Source organism: Tistrella sp., from assembly GCF_002684955.1.
GTDB classification, from domain to species: domain Bacteria; phylum Pseudomonadota; class Alphaproteobacteria; order Tistrellales; family Tistrellaceae; genus Tistrella; species Tistrella mobilis.
This window is the reverse complement of record NZ_NYWI01000029.1, coordinates 140,052-159,168: the sequence shown is the minus strand read 5'-3', so window position 1 is coordinate 159,168 and position 19,117 is coordinate 140,052. Positions and strand designations below refer to the sequence as shown.

Annotated in this window: 13 protein-coding genes and 1 tRNA gene; 5 read left to right on the top strand and 9 right to left on the bottom strand. The window is 68.3% G+C overall.

The window, feature by feature from the left end; all coding sequences use genetic code 11:
- Nucleotides 1–163: 163 nt before the first annotated feature.
- The 6 genes from CMO28_RS07725 to CMO28_RS07700 all read right to left on the bottom strand — a co-directional run bounded on the left by CMO28_RS07725 (nt 164) and on the right by CMO28_RS07700 (nt 7,476).
- Nucleotides 164–613: an MgtC/SapB family protein gene (locus CMO28_RS07725; protein ID WP_296712025.1), complete on the bottom strand. Its 450-nt coding sequence runs from the start codon at nt 611–613 to the stop codon at nt 164–166.
- A gap of 85 nt (nt 614–698) precedes the next feature.
- Nucleotides 699–1,334 (bottom strand): hypothetical protein, encoded by a 636-nt coding sequence (locus CMO28_RS07720; RefSeq protein WP_296712022.1) that lies wholly within the window; start codon nt 1,332–1,334, stop codon nt 699–701.
- 766 nt (nt 1,335–2,100) lie between these two features.
- Nucleotides 2,101–3,453 (bottom strand): RsmB/NOP family class I SAM-dependent RNA methyltransferase, encoded by a 1,353-nt coding sequence (locus CMO28_RS07715; RefSeq protein WP_296712019.1) that lies wholly within the window; start codon nt 3,451–3,453, stop codon nt 2,101–2,103.
- A gap of 128 nt (nt 3,454–3,581) precedes the next feature.
- The gene (gene guaB, locus CMO28_RS07710) at nt 3,582–5,039 is read right to left on the bottom strand and encodes an IMP dehydrogenase (protein WP_062767895.1); all 1,458 of its coding nucleotides are present in this window, start codon (nt 5,037–5,039) and stop codon (nt 3,582–3,584) included.
- A 249-nt stretch (nt 5,040–5,288) separates the two neighbouring features.
- Nucleotides 5,289–6,104, bottom strand: coding sequence for an RlmE family RNA methyltransferase (locus tag CMO28_RS07705; protein WP_322111308.1), 816 nt, complete (start codon nt 6,102–6,104; stop codon nt 5,289–5,291).
- A 49-nt stretch (nt 6,105–6,153) separates the two neighbouring features.
- On the bottom strand, nt 6,154–7,476 hold the full coding sequence (locus tag CMO28_RS07700; protein ID WP_296712015.1) for a Ppx/GppA phosphatase family protein: 1,323 nt from the start codon (nt 7,474–7,476) through the stop codon (nt 6,154–6,156).
- Between the two features lie 287 nt (nt 7,477–7,763).
- On the opposite strand from CMO28_RS07700, the gene CMO28_RS07695 reads away from it, so the two are divergent.
- Nucleotides 7,764–7,837: transfer RNA gene (locus CMO28_RS07695), tRNA-Gln, on the top strand.
- 116 nt (nt 7,838–7,953) lie between these two features.
- Nucleotides 7,954–8,760 (top strand): thioesterase II family protein, encoded by an 807-nt coding sequence (locus CMO28_RS07690; protein ID WP_296712012.1) that lies wholly within the window; start codon nt 7,954–7,956, stop codon nt 8,758–8,760.
- A 13-nt stretch (nt 8,761–8,773) separates the two neighbouring features.
- On the opposite strand, the gene CMO28_RS07685 is transcribed toward CMO28_RS07690, so the two are convergent.
- Entirely contained in the window at nt 8,774–10,588 is a 1,815-nt protein-coding gene (locus CMO28_RS07685) for a long-chain-fatty-acid--CoA ligase (protein ID WP_296712010.1), read from the bottom strand.
- Nucleotides 10,589–10,735: 147 nt separating this feature from the next.
- Nucleotides 10,736–11,689 carry a cation diffusion facilitator family transporter gene (locus CMO28_RS07680; protein ID WP_296712008.1) on the bottom strand — a complete coding sequence of 318 codons (954 nt, stop codon included), beginning with the start codon at nt 11,687–11,689 and terminating at the stop codon, nt 10,736–10,738.
- A gap of 101 nt (nt 11,690–11,790) precedes the next feature.
- Between CMO28_RS07680 and CMO28_RS07675 the strand changes: the two genes are divergently transcribed.
- On the top strand, nt 11,791–12,267 hold the full coding sequence (locus tag CMO28_RS07675) for an isochorismatase family protein (RefSeq protein WP_296712005.1): 477 nt from the start codon (nt 11,791–11,793) through the stop codon (nt 12,265–12,267).
- A 7-nt stretch (nt 12,268–12,274) separates the two neighbouring features.
- Here CMO28_RS07675 and CMO28_RS07670 read toward each other — a convergent pair whose 3' ends face one another.
- Nucleotides 12,275–14,209 (bottom strand): sigma-54-dependent Fis family transcriptional regulator, encoded by a 1,935-nt coding sequence (locus tag CMO28_RS07670; protein ID WP_296712001.1) that lies wholly within the window; start codon nt 14,207–14,209, stop codon nt 12,275–12,277.
- A 316-nt stretch (nt 14,210–14,525) separates the two neighbouring features.
- Between CMO28_RS07670 and CMO28_RS07665 the strand changes: the two genes are divergently transcribed.
- Both CMO28_RS07665 and CMO28_RS07660 read left to right on the top strand, forming a co-directional pair.
- Nucleotides 14,526–16,703, top strand: a complete 2,178-nt coding sequence (locus CMO28_RS07665; protein WP_062760902.1) for a hydantoinase/oxoprolinase family protein — start codon at nt 14,526–14,528, stop codon at nt 16,701–16,703.
- A 50-nt stretch (nt 16,704–16,753) separates the two neighbouring features.
- On the top strand, nt 16,754–19,072 hold the full coding sequence (locus CMO28_RS07660) for a hydantoinase B/oxoprolinase family protein (RefSeq protein ID WP_296711995.1): 2,319 nt from the start codon (nt 16,754–16,756) through the stop codon (nt 19,070–19,072).
- Nucleotides 19,073–19,117: the final 45 nt, after the last annotated feature.

The window sequence follows — 19,117 nt, the reverse complement described above, 5'->3', positions numbered from 1 at the left end:
GCCCGCCGGGTTTCGGTTGCCCGCCACCGGCCATCCCGGTTTCGTTGCCGGATCCGGACCATTTGCCACCCCCTGATCATTTTTTAACAGAAGATCGGGAGTCGGCACGGCTGGCAAGCCCCGGAAGACTGCCGGGCAACAGATGTCGACGGGGGCCGGCGCGCTATTGTTCTTCCTTGTCGCTGCCGGGGATGAATCTGGACAGGATCCGGACCAGGGTCACGATCACCACCCCCAGACCCACGCCGACGGCGACCAGCCGCATCTGCCCCGCGCCCGAGGCGATGCCGATGGCGGCGGCAAGCCAGATATTGGCGGCCGATGTCAGGTTGTGGACGGCGGATTTCGAGACGAAGATCGCCCCGGCGGCCACGAAACCGATCGCCTGTGCCAGGCCCTGAACCACGCGCAGCGGGTCCAGATCGGACTGCCCCGAGGCCCGCAGGTCGTCGTAAAGGATCAGCGCCGACACCGTGATCAGCGCCGAACTCATCGCCACCAGCGCATGGGTACGGATACCGGCCGAAATCCCACGCAATTCGCGGTCGAGGCCCAGCAGCAGACCGGCGGCGGTGGCGATGCCGAGGCGGAGAATGATTTCTGAGGTATCCATGACGACGGTGTTTTGCAGAGGGCGGACCGGCAGCCCGCTTCGCAGCTTCCGGAATGTCAGGGGCCGGCCCACCGTCACCTGCGGATCATGTGTCGGCAGAATCCGGCCCTGTCTCCACCACAAAACCCGCCGCCCGCGCACTTGTTCCCACATCATCGAGCACGGCTGCGCCCGCGCCCGGCCTGATCGAGACAATCCGGCATGCCCGGCCTTCGTCTTCGGGGCGAACAACCGCGATGACGCCTTCCGACACCAACACCTGCCGCCGATCAGGCGTCAGCCCTTCCCGCGGCCGCAGGACGCGAAAGATGCGCGGGGATGGCGGAGGATCAGTCCGCGCCGACAGAAAGCAGATCTGGGCACCGTCGCTCCAGGATGCATCGCGGGTGATGATCTCGGCAACGACATCGGCATCGGTGGTCGACCGGCACACTGGCCGTGGCAGACCACGCAGCCGATCGACCAGTCGCTGAAACCGACCTTCCGGCATTGCAGCCGCAAGATCACCACCCGGCAGTTGCACCCAGCCGTGCCCCGATGGTGACGGATCCTGCCATCCGATCAACGTCACCCGCGCACGGCGAACCAGCCCTTCCGCAAACACCCCGGCCACGATCGCCGGAAGACCGGCATCCGGCGGCGGTGGATCAATCTGCCATTGCAGCCAGTGGTCATCTCCGGTCGTAAGCTGCCGGATGGAGACGGAGATGATCCGGGTCATCCCTGCACCATCTCAGGCAACGATCGAAAGCTGGTGCCATCAAGCCACTGATACACCCTCGCACCCAATGCGGCACCAGCCCGATAGCTCAGGCCCGCTCCAATGATGCACCCGCCTATACCGCCTGCAGCCAACGCCGCTGGCCCTGCCGCCAATGTCAGAGCTGCACCAGCGCTGCCCCCAACTCTGCAGCCGACCCAGGCAAGAGCCCAAGCGGATACAACCTCTGTCGCACGTCTTATTGGTTGAGAAGCTTGCACAATCGATATGCCATCCAATGCTGCACCAACCAGCACCAGTACGCGCCCAAAATATTTATAAGACTTAGTCGCTAAATAAAATGTCCTTCCAGACTCTCCGAGCGGGACGTGATTCTCGATGCCGAATACAGCTTTCGTGCCTTTCTGATTCCAGTGAAACTCCCATGATTTGCTTCTGGCATTATAGCCGTAGTCAAGCCTGAGATGCCTGCGACCCGTGCGGTCCTGGAAATGGATGCTCGACGTGGTGCCCCCTTTTGGCCGCCATTGAGTTGGCCACCGCGGTCTGAATTCTACGGCTAGCCCATGGGTAGCCGGGATCGGGATCCGGATCGCGGCGCCGATCCCCAGAGCTGCGGGTATTTCGCCGTGCAGCGGAGGAACCGCAATTTCAGTCGCATCGTTTTCCATGATACGCCCCTGGAACCAAAACTACTTATAGTTTTGCAGAGGCGCGGCTATCCCCTTGTAATCTTATCATGGCAAAAAATGGCCCCACCAGACGCTCAGCCGCCCGCCACCTCCGCCTGCACCGCCTCGGTCGGCGCCGGGTCGGCGATGCGCTCGAAAGCGACGGCATAGAAGCCGTCGGTGCCATGGGTGGCGGGGTCGAGCGCGAGATCCGGGCCGTCGAGCTTCAGCGCGGCGGCCAGATCGCCGGGCAGGATTTCGCGGGCGTCGAGCCGGCGGAATTCGCTGCCATGGCTGGCGAGGAAGGCCTCGGCACGCGCCTCGTTCTCTTCGGGCAGCAGCGAGCAGGTGGCATAGACGATCCGCCCGCCGGTCTTCACCAGCCGGGCGGCACTTTCCAGGATGCGGCCCTGCAGCTCGGTCAGCTCGGCGATGGTTTCCTCGGTCAGCTTCCACTTGGCATCGGGCGCGCGGCGCCAGGTGCCGGAGCCGGTGCAGGGGGCATCGACCAGCACCCGGTCGAACTTCAGCTTATGGCGACGAACCCACGGGTCGCGCTCGTGCTTCAGGGCGCGGCGCTCGATATTGTGCACGCCGGCACGGCGCATGCGCTCGGACATCCGCTCCAGCCGCGCTTCCGAGATGTCGAGCGCCATGATCCGGCCCTTATTGGCCATGGTGGCGGCCATGGCCAGCGTCTTGCCGCCGGCACCGGCGCAGAAATCGGCGACCTGATCGCCCGGCTTCGCATCGACCAGCAGGGCCACCAGCTGCGAGCCCTCGTCCTGGACTTCGGCCAGGCCGTTGCTGAAGGCGCGGGTGTGGAAGATCGGCATGCGCCGGGCGAGCCGGAGGCCCATGGGCGAGAACGGGGTCGGCTCGGACTCGACGCCTTCACGTGCCAGCTGCTTCGCCACCTCGTCACGATCGGCCTTGATGCCGTTGGCGCGCAGATCGACCGGCGCCGGCGTGTTCATCGCCTCGCCCAGCGCTTCCAGCCGGTCGCCGAACCGGGCCATCAGCCGATCGGCGGCGATGCCCGGCAGGTTCAGGCGCACGGCGCGGGGCTGGCCTTCCACCGCCAGATCCTGGCCATGGAGCATCTGCACAGCCATCTGTTCGATGTCCGACAGCTTCGAGGGGCCGTGGGTCGAGCCGTCGAACAGGGTCGGCATCTCGTTGCCGGTGCGGTGGTCGATCAGCATCAGCGCCACGATCACCAGGCTGCGCGCCCGCGCCGGCAGGCCGACGCGCGCCGCCCACCATTCCAGCCGCTGCTTTTCGCGCAGCGAGGCATAAACCGCCTCGACGATCCAGCCGCGATCCTTGGAGCCGACATAACGCCGGCCGCGCAGCCAGTAGGCGATGACCTGATCGGCAGGACGGGTTTCGCGCAAGACGGTGTCCAGAAGCTCGATCGCGGCATCGACACGGGCGGCGGGGGTCATGGGGCTCTGGCTCCTGAACGGATGACGGCGGGACGATGACAGGCAGGGAATGAATGACCGATCGGGGCGCACGGCCATCGGCCGCCCGCCCCGATTGGAAAAGTCGTGAGTCGGGTGACCGGATAACGTCAGCCCTGGCGATAGTTCGGCGCCTCGCGGGTGACGGTCACGTCATGGACATGGCTTTCGCGCAGGCCCGCGCCGCTGATCCGGACGAAATTCGCCCGCTCCTGCAGATCGGTGATGGTCGGGCTGCCGGTATAGCCCAGCGCCGCGCGCAGACCACCGACCAGCTGGTGAACGACGCCGGCGACCGGGCCCTTATAGGGGACCATGCCTTCCACGCCTTCCGGCACCAGCTTCAGCGTGTCCTTGATTTCCTGCTGGAAATAGCGGTCGGCCGAGCCTCGGGCCATGGCACCAACCGAGCCCATGCCGCGATAGGATTTGTACGACCGGCCCTGATAGAGCACGACCTCGCCCGGCGCCTCGTCCGTACCGGCCAGCAGCGAGCCCATCATGGCCGCATTGGCACCGGCGGCCAGCGCCTTGGCCAGATCGCCCGAGAACTTGATGCCACCATCGGCGATCACCGGCACGTCGCGCTTCTTCGCCACCTCGGCGCAATCCATGATCGCGGTCAGCTGCGGCACGCCCACGCCCGCCACCACACGGGTGGTGCAGATCGACCCCGGGCCGATGCCGACCTTCACCGCATCGGCACCGGCAGCGATCAGCGCCTCGGCAGCCGCCGCGGTCGCGATATTGCCGGCCACGACGTCGAAGTCGCCCTTCATCTGGCGGATGCGCTTCACCGCCTCGACCACGCCACGGCTGTGGCCATGGGCGGTATCGACCACCAACAGGTCGACGCCGGCGGCGATCAGCGCCTCGGCGCGGCCGACGCCGTCGGGGCCCACACCCACCGCGGCACCGACGCGCAGCCGGCCCTGATCATCCTTGCAGGCATTCGGGAAGGCCTGGGCCTTCTCGATATCCTTCACCGTCATCAGGCCGACGCAGCGATACTGGTCGTCGACGACGATCAGCTTCTCGATCCGGTAGCGGTGCAGCAGGCGCTTGGCCTCGTCGCGGGTCACGTTCTCGGTGACCGTGACCAGGTTCTCGCGGGTCATCAGCTCGTGCACCGGCTGGCGCGGATCGGTCGCAAAACGCACATCGCGATTGGTCAGAATCCCGACCAGCTTGCCCGAGGCCTCGGTGACCGGAATGCCGCTGATCTTGTGGCGGTTCATCAGCTCGTGGGCATCGGCCAGGCGCGCATCCGGGCGGATGGTGACCGGGTTGACGACGATGCCGGCCTCGAACTTCTTGACCTTGGCCACCTCGCCCGCCTGAGCGTCGACGTCGAGGTTCTTGTGGATGACACCCAGGCCGCCCAGCTGCGCCATGGCGATCGCAAGGCCGCTCTCGGTGACGGTGTCCATGGCCGCCGAAACCAGCGGGATGCCCAGTTCGATGTTGCGGGTCAGGCGGGTCGCCGTCTGCACCTGAGCGGGCAGCACGTCCGATTCGCCCGGAACGAGCAGGACGTCGTCAAAGGTGAGGGCTTCACGAATGGTCATCGGTTTCCAGCCTCGCGTTCTCGGCCGTGGGCGCCCGGCCGGCATACGCGCGCCGGCCCGGCGGGTACGCGGAAAACCCGGATCGATCAGGCCGGGCAGACCGTGATCGGGCCGAGTGTGGCGGGGGGAACAGCGCGTACCGTGTATGGGCGCGCAATATACACCGATGCGGCCGCGCTTGAAGCCGGTTTCTGTTCCGCCGGACGCAGGGCCGCCCTTCGTGCGGCGCATGCACCCGGAACGATCGTTTCAGTCCTCGGCGGCACCCCCGCCCTGGCGCGCCCGCTCGGCCGCGGCGACCTCGGGCCGGAAACCCTGGGCGATCACATACATCTCGGAACTTTCCGGCCGGCTGGCCGCCGGCTTCATGTGCTTCACCGTGCGGAACAGCCGCTGCATGCGCTTCACCAGCTCACCCTCGGCACCGCCACGGAAGACCTTGGCGACGAAGGCGCCGTCTTCCGCCAGCACCTCGGCGGCGAAATCCAGCGCGATCTCCAGCAGATGCATGATCCGCAGATGATCGACCTGCGGATGGCCGCTGGTCTGGGGCGCCATGTCCGACAGCACCAGATCGGCCGGCCCGCCCAGCGCCTGTTTCAGAAGGTCCGGGGCGGCATCGTCCAGGAAGTCGAGCTGGATCAGCGTCGCATGCTCGATCGGCTCCACCGGCAGCAGGTCGATGCCCACAACCCGGCCACCGCCCGCGCGGCCCGCCTTCGTCCGGTCCACGGCGATCTGGGTCCAGCCGCCCGGGGCGGCGCCCAGATCCACGACCCGCTGCCCCGGTTTCAGCAGCCCGTATTTCTCGTCCAGCTGCAGGATCTTGAAGGCCGCGCGCGATCGGTATCCCTCGCGCTTTGCCGCCACGACATAGGGGTCGTTCAGCTGCCGCTCCAGCCAGCGGGTGGACGATGCCGACCGCCGCCCGGCCGTGCGGACCCGCTGCTTGACCATGCGCTGGCCGGCGATCGGATCGCCGCCGCCGCCACTGCGCCCCGACCGGCCGGTACCACCGCGTCCCGATCCGTTACGGCCGCCGCGGCCGCCATTGCCCGTCGTCATGGGGATGGATCTCCCGTTATGCCTTGCCAGGGGGCAGCCGATATCCGGTTCAGCGGCCGTGCCGCCCGCCACGCCGCCCCGGCCGGCGGCGGCTGGCCCGATGGGCCGCGATCATCTCGTAGAGCATGCCTTCGCGCAGGCCCCGATCGGCGACGGTGAGCGACGCCACCGGGAAGGCATCACAGACGCCTTCCAGGATCGCCGCCCCGGGCACCACCAGATCGGCGCGCGAGCGCCCGACGCAAGGATGCCGCCCGCGATCGCCGAGGTCCATGGCCCTCAGCCGCTCCGCCGTCTCCCGCATCGCCGCCACCGCCACCTCGCGGCCGTCGACCTGATCGCGATCATAGCTCGCCAGATCGAAATGCACGCCGGCAAGTGTGGTCAGCGTGCCGCTGGTGCCCACCAGCTGCACGGCACCATCGGCGATATGACGGTCCAGGTCGACCCGCGCCCCCAGCTCGGCCAGCCGGCCCGAGACCTCGGCGCGCATCGCCCGATAGGTGTCGGGCGGTACCTCGCCGCCCCCGAAACGATCGGCCATGGTGACCACACCCAGCGCCAGCGACACCCAGTCCACCCGACGCAGCCCGCCGGGGGCCTCGGGATCGGGGGCGATCACCGTCAGTTCGGTAGAGCCGCCGCCGATATCGACCACGATCACCCGCCGGGCGCCGCGATCGATCAGCGGTGCGCAGCCGATCACCGCCAGCCGGGCTTCCTCGTCGGCGGGAATGATCTCGAGATCGAGCCCCGCCTCGTCGCGCACCCGCGCCCGGAACTCGGTGGCATTGCCGGCCCGGCGGCAGGCCTCGGTCGCGACCAGCCGCACGCCGGCCAGCGGCCAGCGACGCAGCTTGGCGGCACAGACCTTGAGCGCACGGAGCGTGCGGTCCATCGCCGCCTCCAGCAGCCCCCCGCCCGCCTCGACACCCTCGCCCAGCCGGGTGATGCGCGAGAAGCTGTCCAGCACGACGAAATCCTCGCCGGACGGCCGCGCGATCAGCAGGCGGCAGTTGTTGGTGCCAAGGTCCAGGGCCGCGAAGGGCGGCACCGACGGCCGCGCCGCCGGATATCCGCGGTCATGCCGCAGGTCACCCGCCTGAGAGGGCCCCGCCGTCGGGGCCGCCTTCTGACCATCGACCCGTGCTGCCTTTTGCGGTGATGACGTTGCGGGTTTCGGACGCGCCCGTACCGGCTCCGCCACCGGGGCGGCAGACGGCAGGGGCGCGGCGGCAGGCGGCGGCACGGCAGGCGGGGGCGGCGGCACGGTCGCCGGGGCGCCGGCTGCTGCGGCCTTCCGCCGGCCGCGACGCGCCCGCCTCCGCCGCCGCGACTGTCGCGCGGCACGGTCGTCAGGTGTCTCGGTCACTGCTCTTCCCGTCCGCGGAAACCGGATCCCGGCTCCGCGTCGTTGACTTGAAAGAAATATCTCGCCGATCCGTCATGAACCGGCCGTCCCTGCCGTTCTACCGCCTTTCCATCCGCTTTGAAAGCGCCGCCATGGGGCCGGCGCCGGCCGCGGCGTGGTTTCAGGCCCGGACAAAAAATGCGCGAAGCCCGCTTGACATCACGAAGCCGTCTTATTAGGTTCCCCAACACGACGAGGGCGGCACAAAACACTGCCCGGCGGACGCGAAAGCGATACCGCAATCCTGATGGGGGATCGTCTAGCGGTAGGACTACGGACTCTGACTCCGTCAGCCTAGGTTCGAATCCTAGTCCCCCAGCCAGTACTGAAAGGCCCGGTTCTTCGGAACCGGGCCTTTTGCATTTCATGTCGCAACTGCGGCATGATATCGGGCATCTCGTCGTCGAGGGAAGGTTGTCCAGGGAAGGGCTGCGCCCCGTGATTGCTCTGCGTCCGCCACCGGCCCGCTGGGCCCGTGTCGATCCCGCCGGCTGGCTGGTCCGGCCACTCGCCGCTGACGGCGGCACGCCACCCGGTCTCCGCCTGGTGTGCTTTCCCCATGCCGGCGGCGGGCCCGCCGCCTTCAGGCCCTGGGCCCTGGTCGCGCGTCAGGATGCCGCCGTCATGGCGGTCCAGCTGCCGGGCCGCGAACAGCGGGCGGCCGAAGCGCCGGTGGCATCGATCACCGCCGCCGCCGATGCGGTGACGGCTGCACTGCTCGCCTGCGACGACGGCCTGCCCCTGGTGCTGTACGGCCACAGCATGGGGACACTGGTTGCCCTGGAAGTGGCGCACCGGCTTCACGCCGCCGGCCGAACGCCACGGCTGCTGGCGGTGGGTGCGCGGATCCCGCCCGATCAGGCCAGCCGTGCCGCAGCCCTGCTCGACCTGGATGACGACGGCTTCTTCGATACCGTCGACCGGCTCTACGGCGGAACGCCGGTTGCGGTGCGCAACGATCCATCGCTGCGGGCCCATTATCTGCGGCTGATGCGCGCCGATTTCGCCATCGGCAGCCGGCTGCCGACGGCCACCATCGACCGGCCGCCCCTGCCCTGCCCGATCCTGGCGCTTTCGGGCGCCGACGACAGGGCGGCCCCGCCGGCGGCGATGGCCGGCTGGGCCGCATTCACGGCCGGCGGTTTCAGCGCCGTCACCCTGCCGGGCGGCCACTTCTTCGCCATCGAATGGCCGCGTCCGGCAGTGGCCCGGATCCTGGCGGCGGCCAGGAACCCGGCCGACTGACAAGAACGCGGCGTCAGGCGCGTGCCCGGGTGTCGCCGCCGGCCGCATCCCATTTCGCCTTCTCTTCGGCGACCAGTTCCTTCTTCGACAGCTTGCCCACGGGGGTCTTCGGCAGTTCCTCGCGGTATTCCACCGCCGCCGGCATCTCGTGCCGGCCCAGCTTGTCGGCCAGATAGCTGCGCCAGCCCTCGATATCCATCTCCTCCGCCCTGGGCTTCAGCTTCACGAAGGCCTTGGCCGACTGGCCGCGATAGGCATCGGGCACGCCGATGACGATCACCTCCGACACCGAGGGATGCTCGTAGATCGCCTCTTCGATCCCCCGCGGATAGACGTTGAAGCCGCCGGACAGGATCATGTCCTTCTTGCGGTCCACCAGATACAGATAGCCCTTCTCGTCCATATAGCCGACATCGCCGGTGTGGAAGCGGCCGCCGGCAAAGGCCTCGGCCGTGGCGTCCGGGCGCTTCCAGTAGCCCTTCATCACATTGGGGCCGCGAATGCACAGCTCGCCGGTCTGGCCGGGCGGCAGCAGCCGCTCAGGGTCGTTCAGATCCACGATTTCCAGGATGAGCCCGGGCAACGGCAGGCCGCACGACCCGCGCGGCGTGCGATAGCCGTCCACGGCAAGACTTCCGCTACCGGCCGGGGAGGTCTCGGTCATGCCCCATCCCTCCAACACCGGCACGCCCGTCGCCCGCTCAAAGGCATCACGCACTTCGACCGGCAGCGGTGCCCCACCGGAAGCGCAGGTCTTCAGCGCGGACAGGTCGGCCTGCCGGAACTCGGGCAGGGCCAGCAGCGCCGTGTACATGGTGGGCACGGCGGGGAAGATGGTCACCTTGCAGGCAGACAGATCGCGCAGCACCGTGGCCGCGTCGAAACGCGGATGCAGGATCACGTGCCAGCCCGCATCGACCGCCCGCAGGAAGCAGGGGGACAGCGCGTAGATATGGAACAGCGGCAGGACCAGCAGCATGGTCTCTTCGCCGCGCTTCAGCAGCGCATCCTCTCCGGTCATCGTCCAGGCATGCTGCATCTCCGTCGCCACCATCAGATTGGCGTGGGTCAGCATCGCGGCCTTGGGCACGCCGGTGGTGCCGCCGGTATATTGCAGCACCGCCACCTCTTCGGCCGGATCGGCAATCACGGCCGGCGTCACCTGATCGGTACAGGCGATGATGTCCTGATAGTCACGCACCCGTGGGTCGTCTGGCAGCGGGACCGGCCCGTCGCCGGGCAGACCGTCGGGTCGCCGGGCCATCACCAGCGTGCCGAGCCCGGTCTCGTCGGTCAGCTTCAGCGCGGTCTCGGCAAAGGGCGGCAGGGCCAGGGTCACCAGCACGGCGACCTCGCCGTCCTCCACCTTGTGGCGCAGCTCGCGCAGTGCGTCGAGCGGGCTCATATTCACCACGATCGCGCCCAGCTTCATCGCGGCGAAGAACATGATCGGATAGACCGGCGTGTTGGGCAGATAAAGCCCCAGCTGCCGCCCCGGCCCCACCCCCAGCCGCGCAAGCCCCGCCGCCGCACGGTCCGACAGCCGGTCGATCTCGGCATAGGTGAAGCTGGTCTCGCCGAAGGACACCATCGGCTTCGGGCCGAATTCGGCCACGGCCGAGGCCAGGACCGTCGTCACCGCCCGCGGCCGCCAGGGCAGCCGCCAGTCGATGCCCGGCGGATAGCTCGATGCCCAATAGGGCACAGGCTCGTCGGTGACCGGGACATTGGCGCCGGTGGTCTCGGGATGACGGGACGACTGCGTCATGCGGCCCTCTTCGGCTGGGGTTTCCTCGCGGGCGGGGACGGCATCGCGTATGTCCGTCACCTCGTTCTTCTGAAAACAGTGTTACCGCCACCCCGGGCACGCGCAATGATCTTTTATGCCGGTGATTTTCCGCGGAATATGCGAGGGTATATCTACCGCAAATGCGAAAAAGATTTCCGCACCGCGTCAAAATGCAACAGGCATCGATCAGTCGACGGCGAAGGGATGAATGGTCACCCGGCTTGCCGGAACCATCGCCTCGATCTCTGCGCCGATCCGGCGGCTGCGGGCGGCGATCTCGCCGATCGAGAGATCCGCGGCGAAGCCAAGCTCGATCTCCACCACCGCCTGACCGCCGGCCCGCCGGGTCCGGATGCGGCCCAGATCGTCATACAGGTCGAAATGCCGGGCCAGCGCCGTCACCACCGGCATGTGGACCTCTTCGCCGCAGGCGGCATCGATCAGCTCGCCCAGCGCATTGCGCATGATCTGGAATCCCCACCAGGCCATGGAGGCCACGATCAGCAGGCTGGCGACGGGATCGATCCAGCCCCCGGCCGGATGGCCGGCCATCGCCCACCCCAGGCCCAGTGCCACGACCATCAGCAGGTTCGACGTCACCTTGTCGACGAACAGGCGGGCCTGCGCCTTCAGCAAGGGCGACGGGTCGGATGTCACTGCCCGGCGCAACCGGGCCAGAATGGTGGCGTTGACCACCAGATAGACGCCGTTGACCGCAAGCCCCAGCGCCACCGCCGGACCGGTCGGCGCCGATGCCCCTTCGATCAGATCGATCACCGCCAGCGTGATCACCAGCATCATCGACAGCACCAGGAAGATGCCGGTCCCCGCGGCCGCCAGGCTTTCCAGCCGCTCCAGCCCGTGTTCCAGGCGGATCGGCCGCCCCTGCCGCGCAAGCCGGGCCACGGTCCAGGCCACCGCCAGCGAGGCGGTATCGAGCATCGACAGCAGGAAATCGGCCAGAAGCGCCACCGAAGACGAGCCGAAGGCCGCCACCGCGGTCAGCGCCAGCATCGGCAGGGCCGAGATGATCGCGGCCCGGGCCACCCGCTCCCGCAGTGCCAGGCGATCGACCGTCACAGGGGTGGCGGATGCCGGGGGTGCGTCCGGGGCCGGATCGGCCGATGATGTCGTCGTCACGGAAATGGCACGTCCCCCGGGTTTACAGCTCCGCGCTCATTAGCCGATCATCGCACGGTCGAACACCCGCCCAGAGTGCAGAAAGATCAACGGCCGTCAACATGTCCAACCCGTCCGCCGCCCTGCTCGTCGTCGACGTCCAGGAAACCTTCGCGCCCTCGGCCGCGCTGGTCGACCGGATCACCGCCCTTGCCCGCCGCTACCCGTCGGTTGCCACCATCGAACTCCACGACGAAACGCAGGTGCCGTTCGCGGCCCAGATCGGCTGGACACCCCAGACCAGCGACCGCTGTCTGGTTCCGGTCGACCGGGTGTTCGTGAAACATGGCTATCTGCCGCCCGATGCCGCCATCCGGCATCTGGCGGCGCTGAAGCCCGCGCAGGTGCTGGTGGCCGGCATCCAGGCGGATACCTGCGTGATGGCCGCGGGCTTCCGGCTGTTCGATGCCGGGCTGCACCCCACCCTGCTCAGCTTCGCGGTCCGCGGTTCGTCGGCCGATCCGGATGCCGCCATCGCCCGCAAGCTCTGGGTGCATCATTTCCGCAAGGTCATCGACGATCCGGCCGACCTGCCCTGAGCCCTCGTCAGCCGCCCGGCCGCCGGATGCCGTGGCGGCGCAGCTTCTCGTAAAGCGTGCTCTTGGCGATGCCCAGCCGGCGGGCGGTCGCGGCAAGGTTCCAGCCGGTTTCGGTCGCCGCGGCCAGGATCGCCTGAACCTCGGCCTCGTCCAGGCTGACCGCCGTCTCTGCCGGCTGCGGCCGCAGGACATGGCCGGCCCCGATCGTGGCCGGCAGATCGGCGGCCTCGATCCGGTCGGCAAGGGTCAGGATGGTCGCCTGTTCGATCACATTGCGCAGCTCGCGGACATTGCCGGGCCAGTCATGGGTGGCGAGCCTGGCCAGCGCCTCGTCCGACGGCGGATGGCGGACCAGCCCGTGGCGCCGGGCGGCCGACGCGGCGAAATGACAGGCCAGCCGGGCGATGTCGGGGCCGCGTTCGGCCAGCGGCGGCAGGGTGATGGCGGTGACCGCGATCCGGAAATAGAGATCGGCGCGGAAGCGTCCGGCCGCGACCTCGGTCGGCAGGTCGCGATGGGTGGCGGCGATCAGCCGCACGCGGACCGGCCGCTCATGCGCCTCTCCCACCCGGACCACCGCCCCCTGCTCCAGCACGCGCAGCAGATGGGCCTGCAGCTCGGCCGGCATCTCGCCGATCTCGTCCAGGAACAGCGTGCCGTCATGGGCGGCCTCGAACTTGCCGGCCATGCCGCCCTTGCGCGCGCCGGTGAAGGCGCCTTCGGCATAGCCGAACAGCTCCGTCGCCAGCAGATCGCGGGCCAGCGCGCCGCAATTGACCGCAACGAACGCGCCCTGCCCCACCGCACTCGCCCGATGGATCGCCCGGGCGAAGACCTCCTTGCCGGTGCCCGTGGGGCCGGTCAGCAGAACCGGAACCTCCACCCCGGCCAGGCGCCGGGCGGTGGCCTTGGCCTTGATCATCGGCGGGCTGTCGCCGATCACCTCGTCGAAGGGGTCGGCCGGCCGCTCGCAGGTCGGGGGCGGGGCCAGATCGCGCGCCCGCGCCCCGCCGGGCAGATGCGGCCGGCCCTGCGGCACCACGCAGACCGCCCCGATCCGGCGCGCGGCATCGAAAACCGGCTCGGCGGCTTCGATCTTCAGCCAGTCGGGCAGCGCCGCGCCGCCGGTGGCGGTCCGTGCCGGATCCAGCGCCATCTCCTTCAGCAGCCGCCGGGCGCGATCGCCGATCCGCACCGGCCGGCCGCGATGATCGAAAACCACCAGCCGGTCCATCGGCCAGCGCTCCTCGCTCAACACCGCCTCGATCAGCCGGGCGCGCAGGTTCAGATCGCGCTTGGCGATCCGCCCCTCGATCCGCCCCGCCGCCGTTACCGCCAGCGCCAGGCAATGGGCGTTATGGGCGCCCGAAAGCCCTGAGATATCCAGCACGCCAAGCGCCGTGCGGTCCACCGGATCGCGGATCACCGCCGCCGAACAGGTCCATTGCTTGATGCCGGCGCAGAAATGCTCCACCGCATGGATCTGCACGGGCGCCCCCAGGGCCAGCGCCGTGCCGATCGCATTGGTGCCGCTTGCGGTCTCGGTCCAGTCGGCGCCCGGCATCAGGCGGATCACCTCGCCCCGGTCGCGGGTGCGGCCATCGCCTTCGACATCCAGCACCACACCGTCGGGATCGGCCAGCACCATCATGGTGCCGGTCTCAGCCAGGAAGGCGCGGGCATCGCCCATCACCGGGGCGGCGGCGCCGCGCAGATCCTCGGCACGCTCCCGGCGCAGGCCCAGCCGGTCTTCGGAACAGACCAGCGGCGCCTCGCGTCCGGCCGGGTCGACGCCGGTCTTCAGGCAGCGGCGCCAGCTGTTTTCGACCAGATCCCGCACCCCGGCGACGGCGCGGGCATCACCGGTGACCAGCGTCTCCCAGGCGTCGAAAACCGACGGCACGGACGGCGGATCGCCCGGGGGTTGGGTTTCCCCTTGCATGACGGCGTCCTCCCCAACACGGATTTTTATCGTTGGGACAGCAGCTTGCACCACTCTCCCACGACATGTCCACCCGCCTCGATACCGCAGGACGCCCCCATCCGCGCGAGAGGCGTCCGGTTTCCGGACGCCCGACCGACATCCGGACGGCCGCACGCGACCGGTGCGGCCGCGAAACGGCACCGCAACAGAATCCGCAATCCGATATGCCATAAGGCTTTGCGAAGATTTCGCCCGTCTGGCACGCCGCTTGCCATTCATGTCTCCCGAGGGCGACGCCGATCGCCCCCGCCAACGACAGATCCTGGGAGGACACATGACACGCGCACAGACGACGGAGGACGCCCGGACCCCGGTTCCGGTGCAGGTGATGGGCATCGATGCCGGCGGCACGATGACCGACACCTTCTTCGTGCGCGCCGACGGCCATTTCGTGGTCGGCAAGGCGCAGAGCAATCCCGAGGACGAGGCCCGCGCGGTGATGGAAAGCTCCGCCGACGCGCTGGAGCAATGGTCGCGCGGGGTGGAAGAGGTCTATGACGAACTCGTCACCTGCGTCTATTCCGGCACCGCGATGCTGAACCGCGTGGTTCAGCGCAAGGGGCTGGAGGTCGGGCTGATCGTCAATCGCGGGCTTGAAGACCATCACCGCATGGGCCGGGCGATCCAGAGCTATCTGGGCTATGGTTTCGAAGACCGCATTCACCTGAACACCCACCGCTATGACCAGCCCCTGGTGCCGCCCGAGCGGACCCGCGGCGTGACCGAGCGGATCGACAGCCAGGGCCAGGTCGTCATCCCGCTGCGGGAAGACGAGGTCCGCACCGCCGTCCGCGAGCTGGTCTCGGCGGGGGCGAAGGCGCTAGTGATCAGCCTGCTGCATTCCTACAAGAACGGCACTCACGAGCGGCGCGTCCGCGACATCGCGATCGAGGTCACCCGCGAGCTGGGCGCGGATGTGCCGGTCTTCGCCTCGGTCGACTACTACCCGGTGCGCAAGGAAAGCCACCGCACCAACACCACCATTCTGGAGGCCTATGCGGCCGAGCCCTCGCGCCGCACGCTGACGAAGATCAGCGACCGGATGCGCGAGGTCGGCGGCCGTTTCGACCTGCGGGTCATGGCCAGCCATGGCGGCACGATCAGCTGGAAGGCCAAGGAACTGGCCCGGACCCTGGTCTCGGGGCCGATCGGCGGGGTGATCGGCGCGCGCTTTCTGGGCCAGATGCTGGGCTACGACAACATCGCCTGCTCGGATATCGGTGGCACCAGCTTCGATATGGCGCTGATCACAAAGGGCAATTTCGCGATCGCCTCGGACCCCGACATGGCCCGGCTGGTGCTGTCGCTGCCGCTGGTGGCGATGGACTCGGTGGGCGCCGGCGCCGGCAGTTTCGTGCGCCTCGACCCCCATACCGGCGCCATCAAGCTCGGCCCCGACAGTGCCGGCTATCGGGTCGGCGTGTGCTGGGCCGAAAGCGGCATCGACACGGTCACCGTCTCGGACTGCCATGTGGTGCTGGGCTATCTCAACCCCGACAACTTCCTGGGCGGGGCGGTCAAGCTGGATGTCGCCCGCGCGCATGAGGCGATCCGCCGCCAGCTTGCCGAACCGCTGGGGCTGACGGTCGAAGCCGCGGCCGCCGGGGTGATCGAACTGCTCGATCTGTCGCTCCGCGACTACCTCCGCGCCACGATCAGCGCCAAGGGCTACAGCCCGGGCGATTTCGTGTGCTTCTCTTATGGCGGCGCCGGCCCGGTGCACACCTATGGCTATACCGAAGGGCTGGGCTTCCGCGACGTGGTGGTCCCGGCCTGGGCCGCCGGGTTTTCGGCCTTCGGCTGTGCCACCGCCGATTTCGAATACCGCTATGACAAGAGCGTCGATGTGGCGATCCCGGCGGTCGCCGACGACGAGGCCAAGACCCGCGCCTGTGCCACGCTTCAGCAGGCCTGGGCAGAGCTGGCCGACCGCGTGATCGAGGAATTCGCGATCAACGGCTTCAAGCCCGAGGACGTGATGCTCCGGCCGGGCTATCGCATGCAGTATCTGGGGCAGCTCAACGATCTGGAGATCATCTCGCCGATCACCAGCGCCGCCACGCCCGCGGATTGGGATGCGCTGGTCGATGCCTTCGACGAGACCTATGCCCGGGTCTATGCCGATGCCGCCCGCTCGCCCGAACTCGGCTTCAGCGTCACCGGCGCGATCATGCGCGGCGTGGTCACCACCACCAAGCCGGTCCTGCCGGAAGAGCCCGAGGCCGGGCCGGTGCCGCCCGAGGATGCGCGCCTCGGCACCCGCCGCTTCTATCGCAGCGGCCGTTGGGAAGACGCGACCATCTGGCGGATGGAAGACCTGAAGGCCGGCAACCGGATCGAAGGCCCCGCCATCATCGAAAGCCCGGCCACCACCTTCGTGCTGCCCCGCGGCTTCGCCACCCGGCTCGACGGCCACCGGCTGTTCCACCTGATCGAGACCGGCCGCGGCTGACCGCCGCCCGCTTCCCTGAAAAACCTCATCAGACGAAGGACCTGCATCAGATGAACGTGATGTCGTCCGAACGACGCGAGGGCCTGGTCCGCGGCGGCCTGACCCTGAAGGAGAACCGGGCCCGGGTGCTCGATCTCACGGCGAAAACCGGCCATTACGCCGGGCTCGAGACCCTGGCGCTCAAGCAGTCCGACCCGATCGGCTATGAGAAGATGTTCTCGAAGCTCCGCGGCGGCCTGGTTCATGCCCGCGAGACCGCCAAGAAGATCGCCGCCTCGCCCATCGTCGAGCAGGAGGGCGAGCTGTGCTTCACCCTCTACAACGCCGCCGGCGACTGCGTGCTGACCTCCACCGGCATCATCATCCATGTCGGCACCATGGGGGCGGCGATCAAATACATGATCGAGAACGGCTGGGAGACCAATCCCGGCATTTCCCCCGGTGACATGTTCACCAACAACGACTGCTCGATCGGCAATGTCCATCCCTGCGACATCGCGACCATCGTGCCGATCTTCTGGCAGGACAAGCTGGTCGGCTGGGTCGGCGGCGTCACCCATGTGATCGACACCGGATCGGTCGGCCCCGGCTCCATGTCCACCGGCCAGATCCAGCGCTTCGGCGACGGCTATCAGATCACCTGCCGCAAGACCGGCATCAACGATGTGCCGCTGCGCGACTGGCTGCATGAAAGTCAGCGCTCGGTGCGCACCACCAAATACTGGATCCTGGACGAGCGCACCCGCATCGCCGGCTGCCATATGATCCGCGATCTGGTGGAAGAGGTGCTGGAAGAACACGGCGTCGACCACTGGGAAAGCTTCGCCTACGAGGTGATCGAGGAAGGCCGCCGCGGCCTGCAGAGCCGGGTGAAGGCGATGACCATCCCCGGCACCTATCGCAAGGTCGCCTTCGTCGACGTACCCTATGCGCATGAAGACATCGGCTGCCCCTCGGCCTTCGCCAAGATCGACAGCATCATGCATGCGCCGGTCGAGATGACCATCAATGCCGATGCCTCGTGGCGGCTCGATTTCGAGGGCGCGAGCCGCTGGGGCTGGCACACCTACAATGCCAATCAGGTCGCCTTCACCAGCGGCATCTGGGTGATGATGACCCAGACCCTGGTGCCGACCGAGCGGATCAACGACGGCGCCTATTACGGGACGAAATTCCGCCTGCCCAAGGGCACCTGGATGAACCCCGACGACCGGCGCACCGGCCATGCCTATGCCTGGCATTTCCTGGTGTCGAGCTGGAGCGCCCTCTGGCGCGGCGTGTCGACCGCCTATTACGGCCGCGGCTATCTGGAAGAGGTCAATGCCGGCAACGGCAACACCTCCAACTGGCTGCAGGGCGGCGGCATCAACCAGGACGGCGAGGTGCATGCGGTCAACAGTTTCGAGACCGCGGCCACCGGCACCGGCGCCTCGGCGATCCGCGACGGGCTGAACCATGCGGCCGCGATCTGGAACCCCGAAGGCGATATGGGCGACATGGAGATCTGGGAGCTGGCCGAGCCCCTGATCTATCTGGGCCGCAATGTGAAGGCCAATTCGGGCGGCTATGGCAAATACCGCGGCGGCTGCGGCTTCGAGACCCTGCGCATGGTCTGGAAGGCCGAAGACTGGACCATGTATTTCATGGGCAATGGCTACATGGTCAGCGACTGGGGGCTGATGGGCGGCTATCCCTCCGCCACCGGCTATCGTTTCGAGGCCCATGACACCGGCATCGCCCGCCGGATCGCCGCGGGCGAGCCCCTGCCCTTCGGCGCCGATCTCGACCCCGATCACCCGGAATACGAAACCCGCATCGATCGCAACGCCCGGGTCAAACGCGACCATCAGGCGATGACCACCGAGGCGGTGTTCGAGAACCACGATCTCTACCTGAACTACATCCGCGGCGGGCCGGGCTTCGGCGACCCGCTGGACCGCGACCCGGCGGCGATCGAGCAGGATCTGAACGAGCGCGCCCTGCTGCCCCGCTATGCCGCCTCGGTCCATGGCGCCGTGGCGATGAAGGTCGCCGGCGGCCGCTGGCAGGTCGACCGCGAGGCGACCGCCCGGCGCCGCGCCGAGATCCGCCGCGAACGCATCGCCCGCAGCCGCCCGACCCGCGCGTGGATGGCGGAAGAGCGGGAGCGGATCCTGGCCAAGGAGGCATCGCTGCCGGTCCGGCACATGTATGCCACCAGCTTCGGGCTTTCGGGCAAGTTCCTCGACCAGTTCCGCAGCTTCTGGGATCTGCCGGCCGACTGGACGATCGAGGAGAGCGAACTGGGCATCCCCTCCTTCGGTTCGAAGCACCGCATGGACCTTTCGGCCCTGCCCGACGTGACCACGATCCGTCTGGTGGAGGAGTGAGGCGCGGGCATCGCCGGGCCGGTCTTCCTCCCCCGGCGCCCGCCC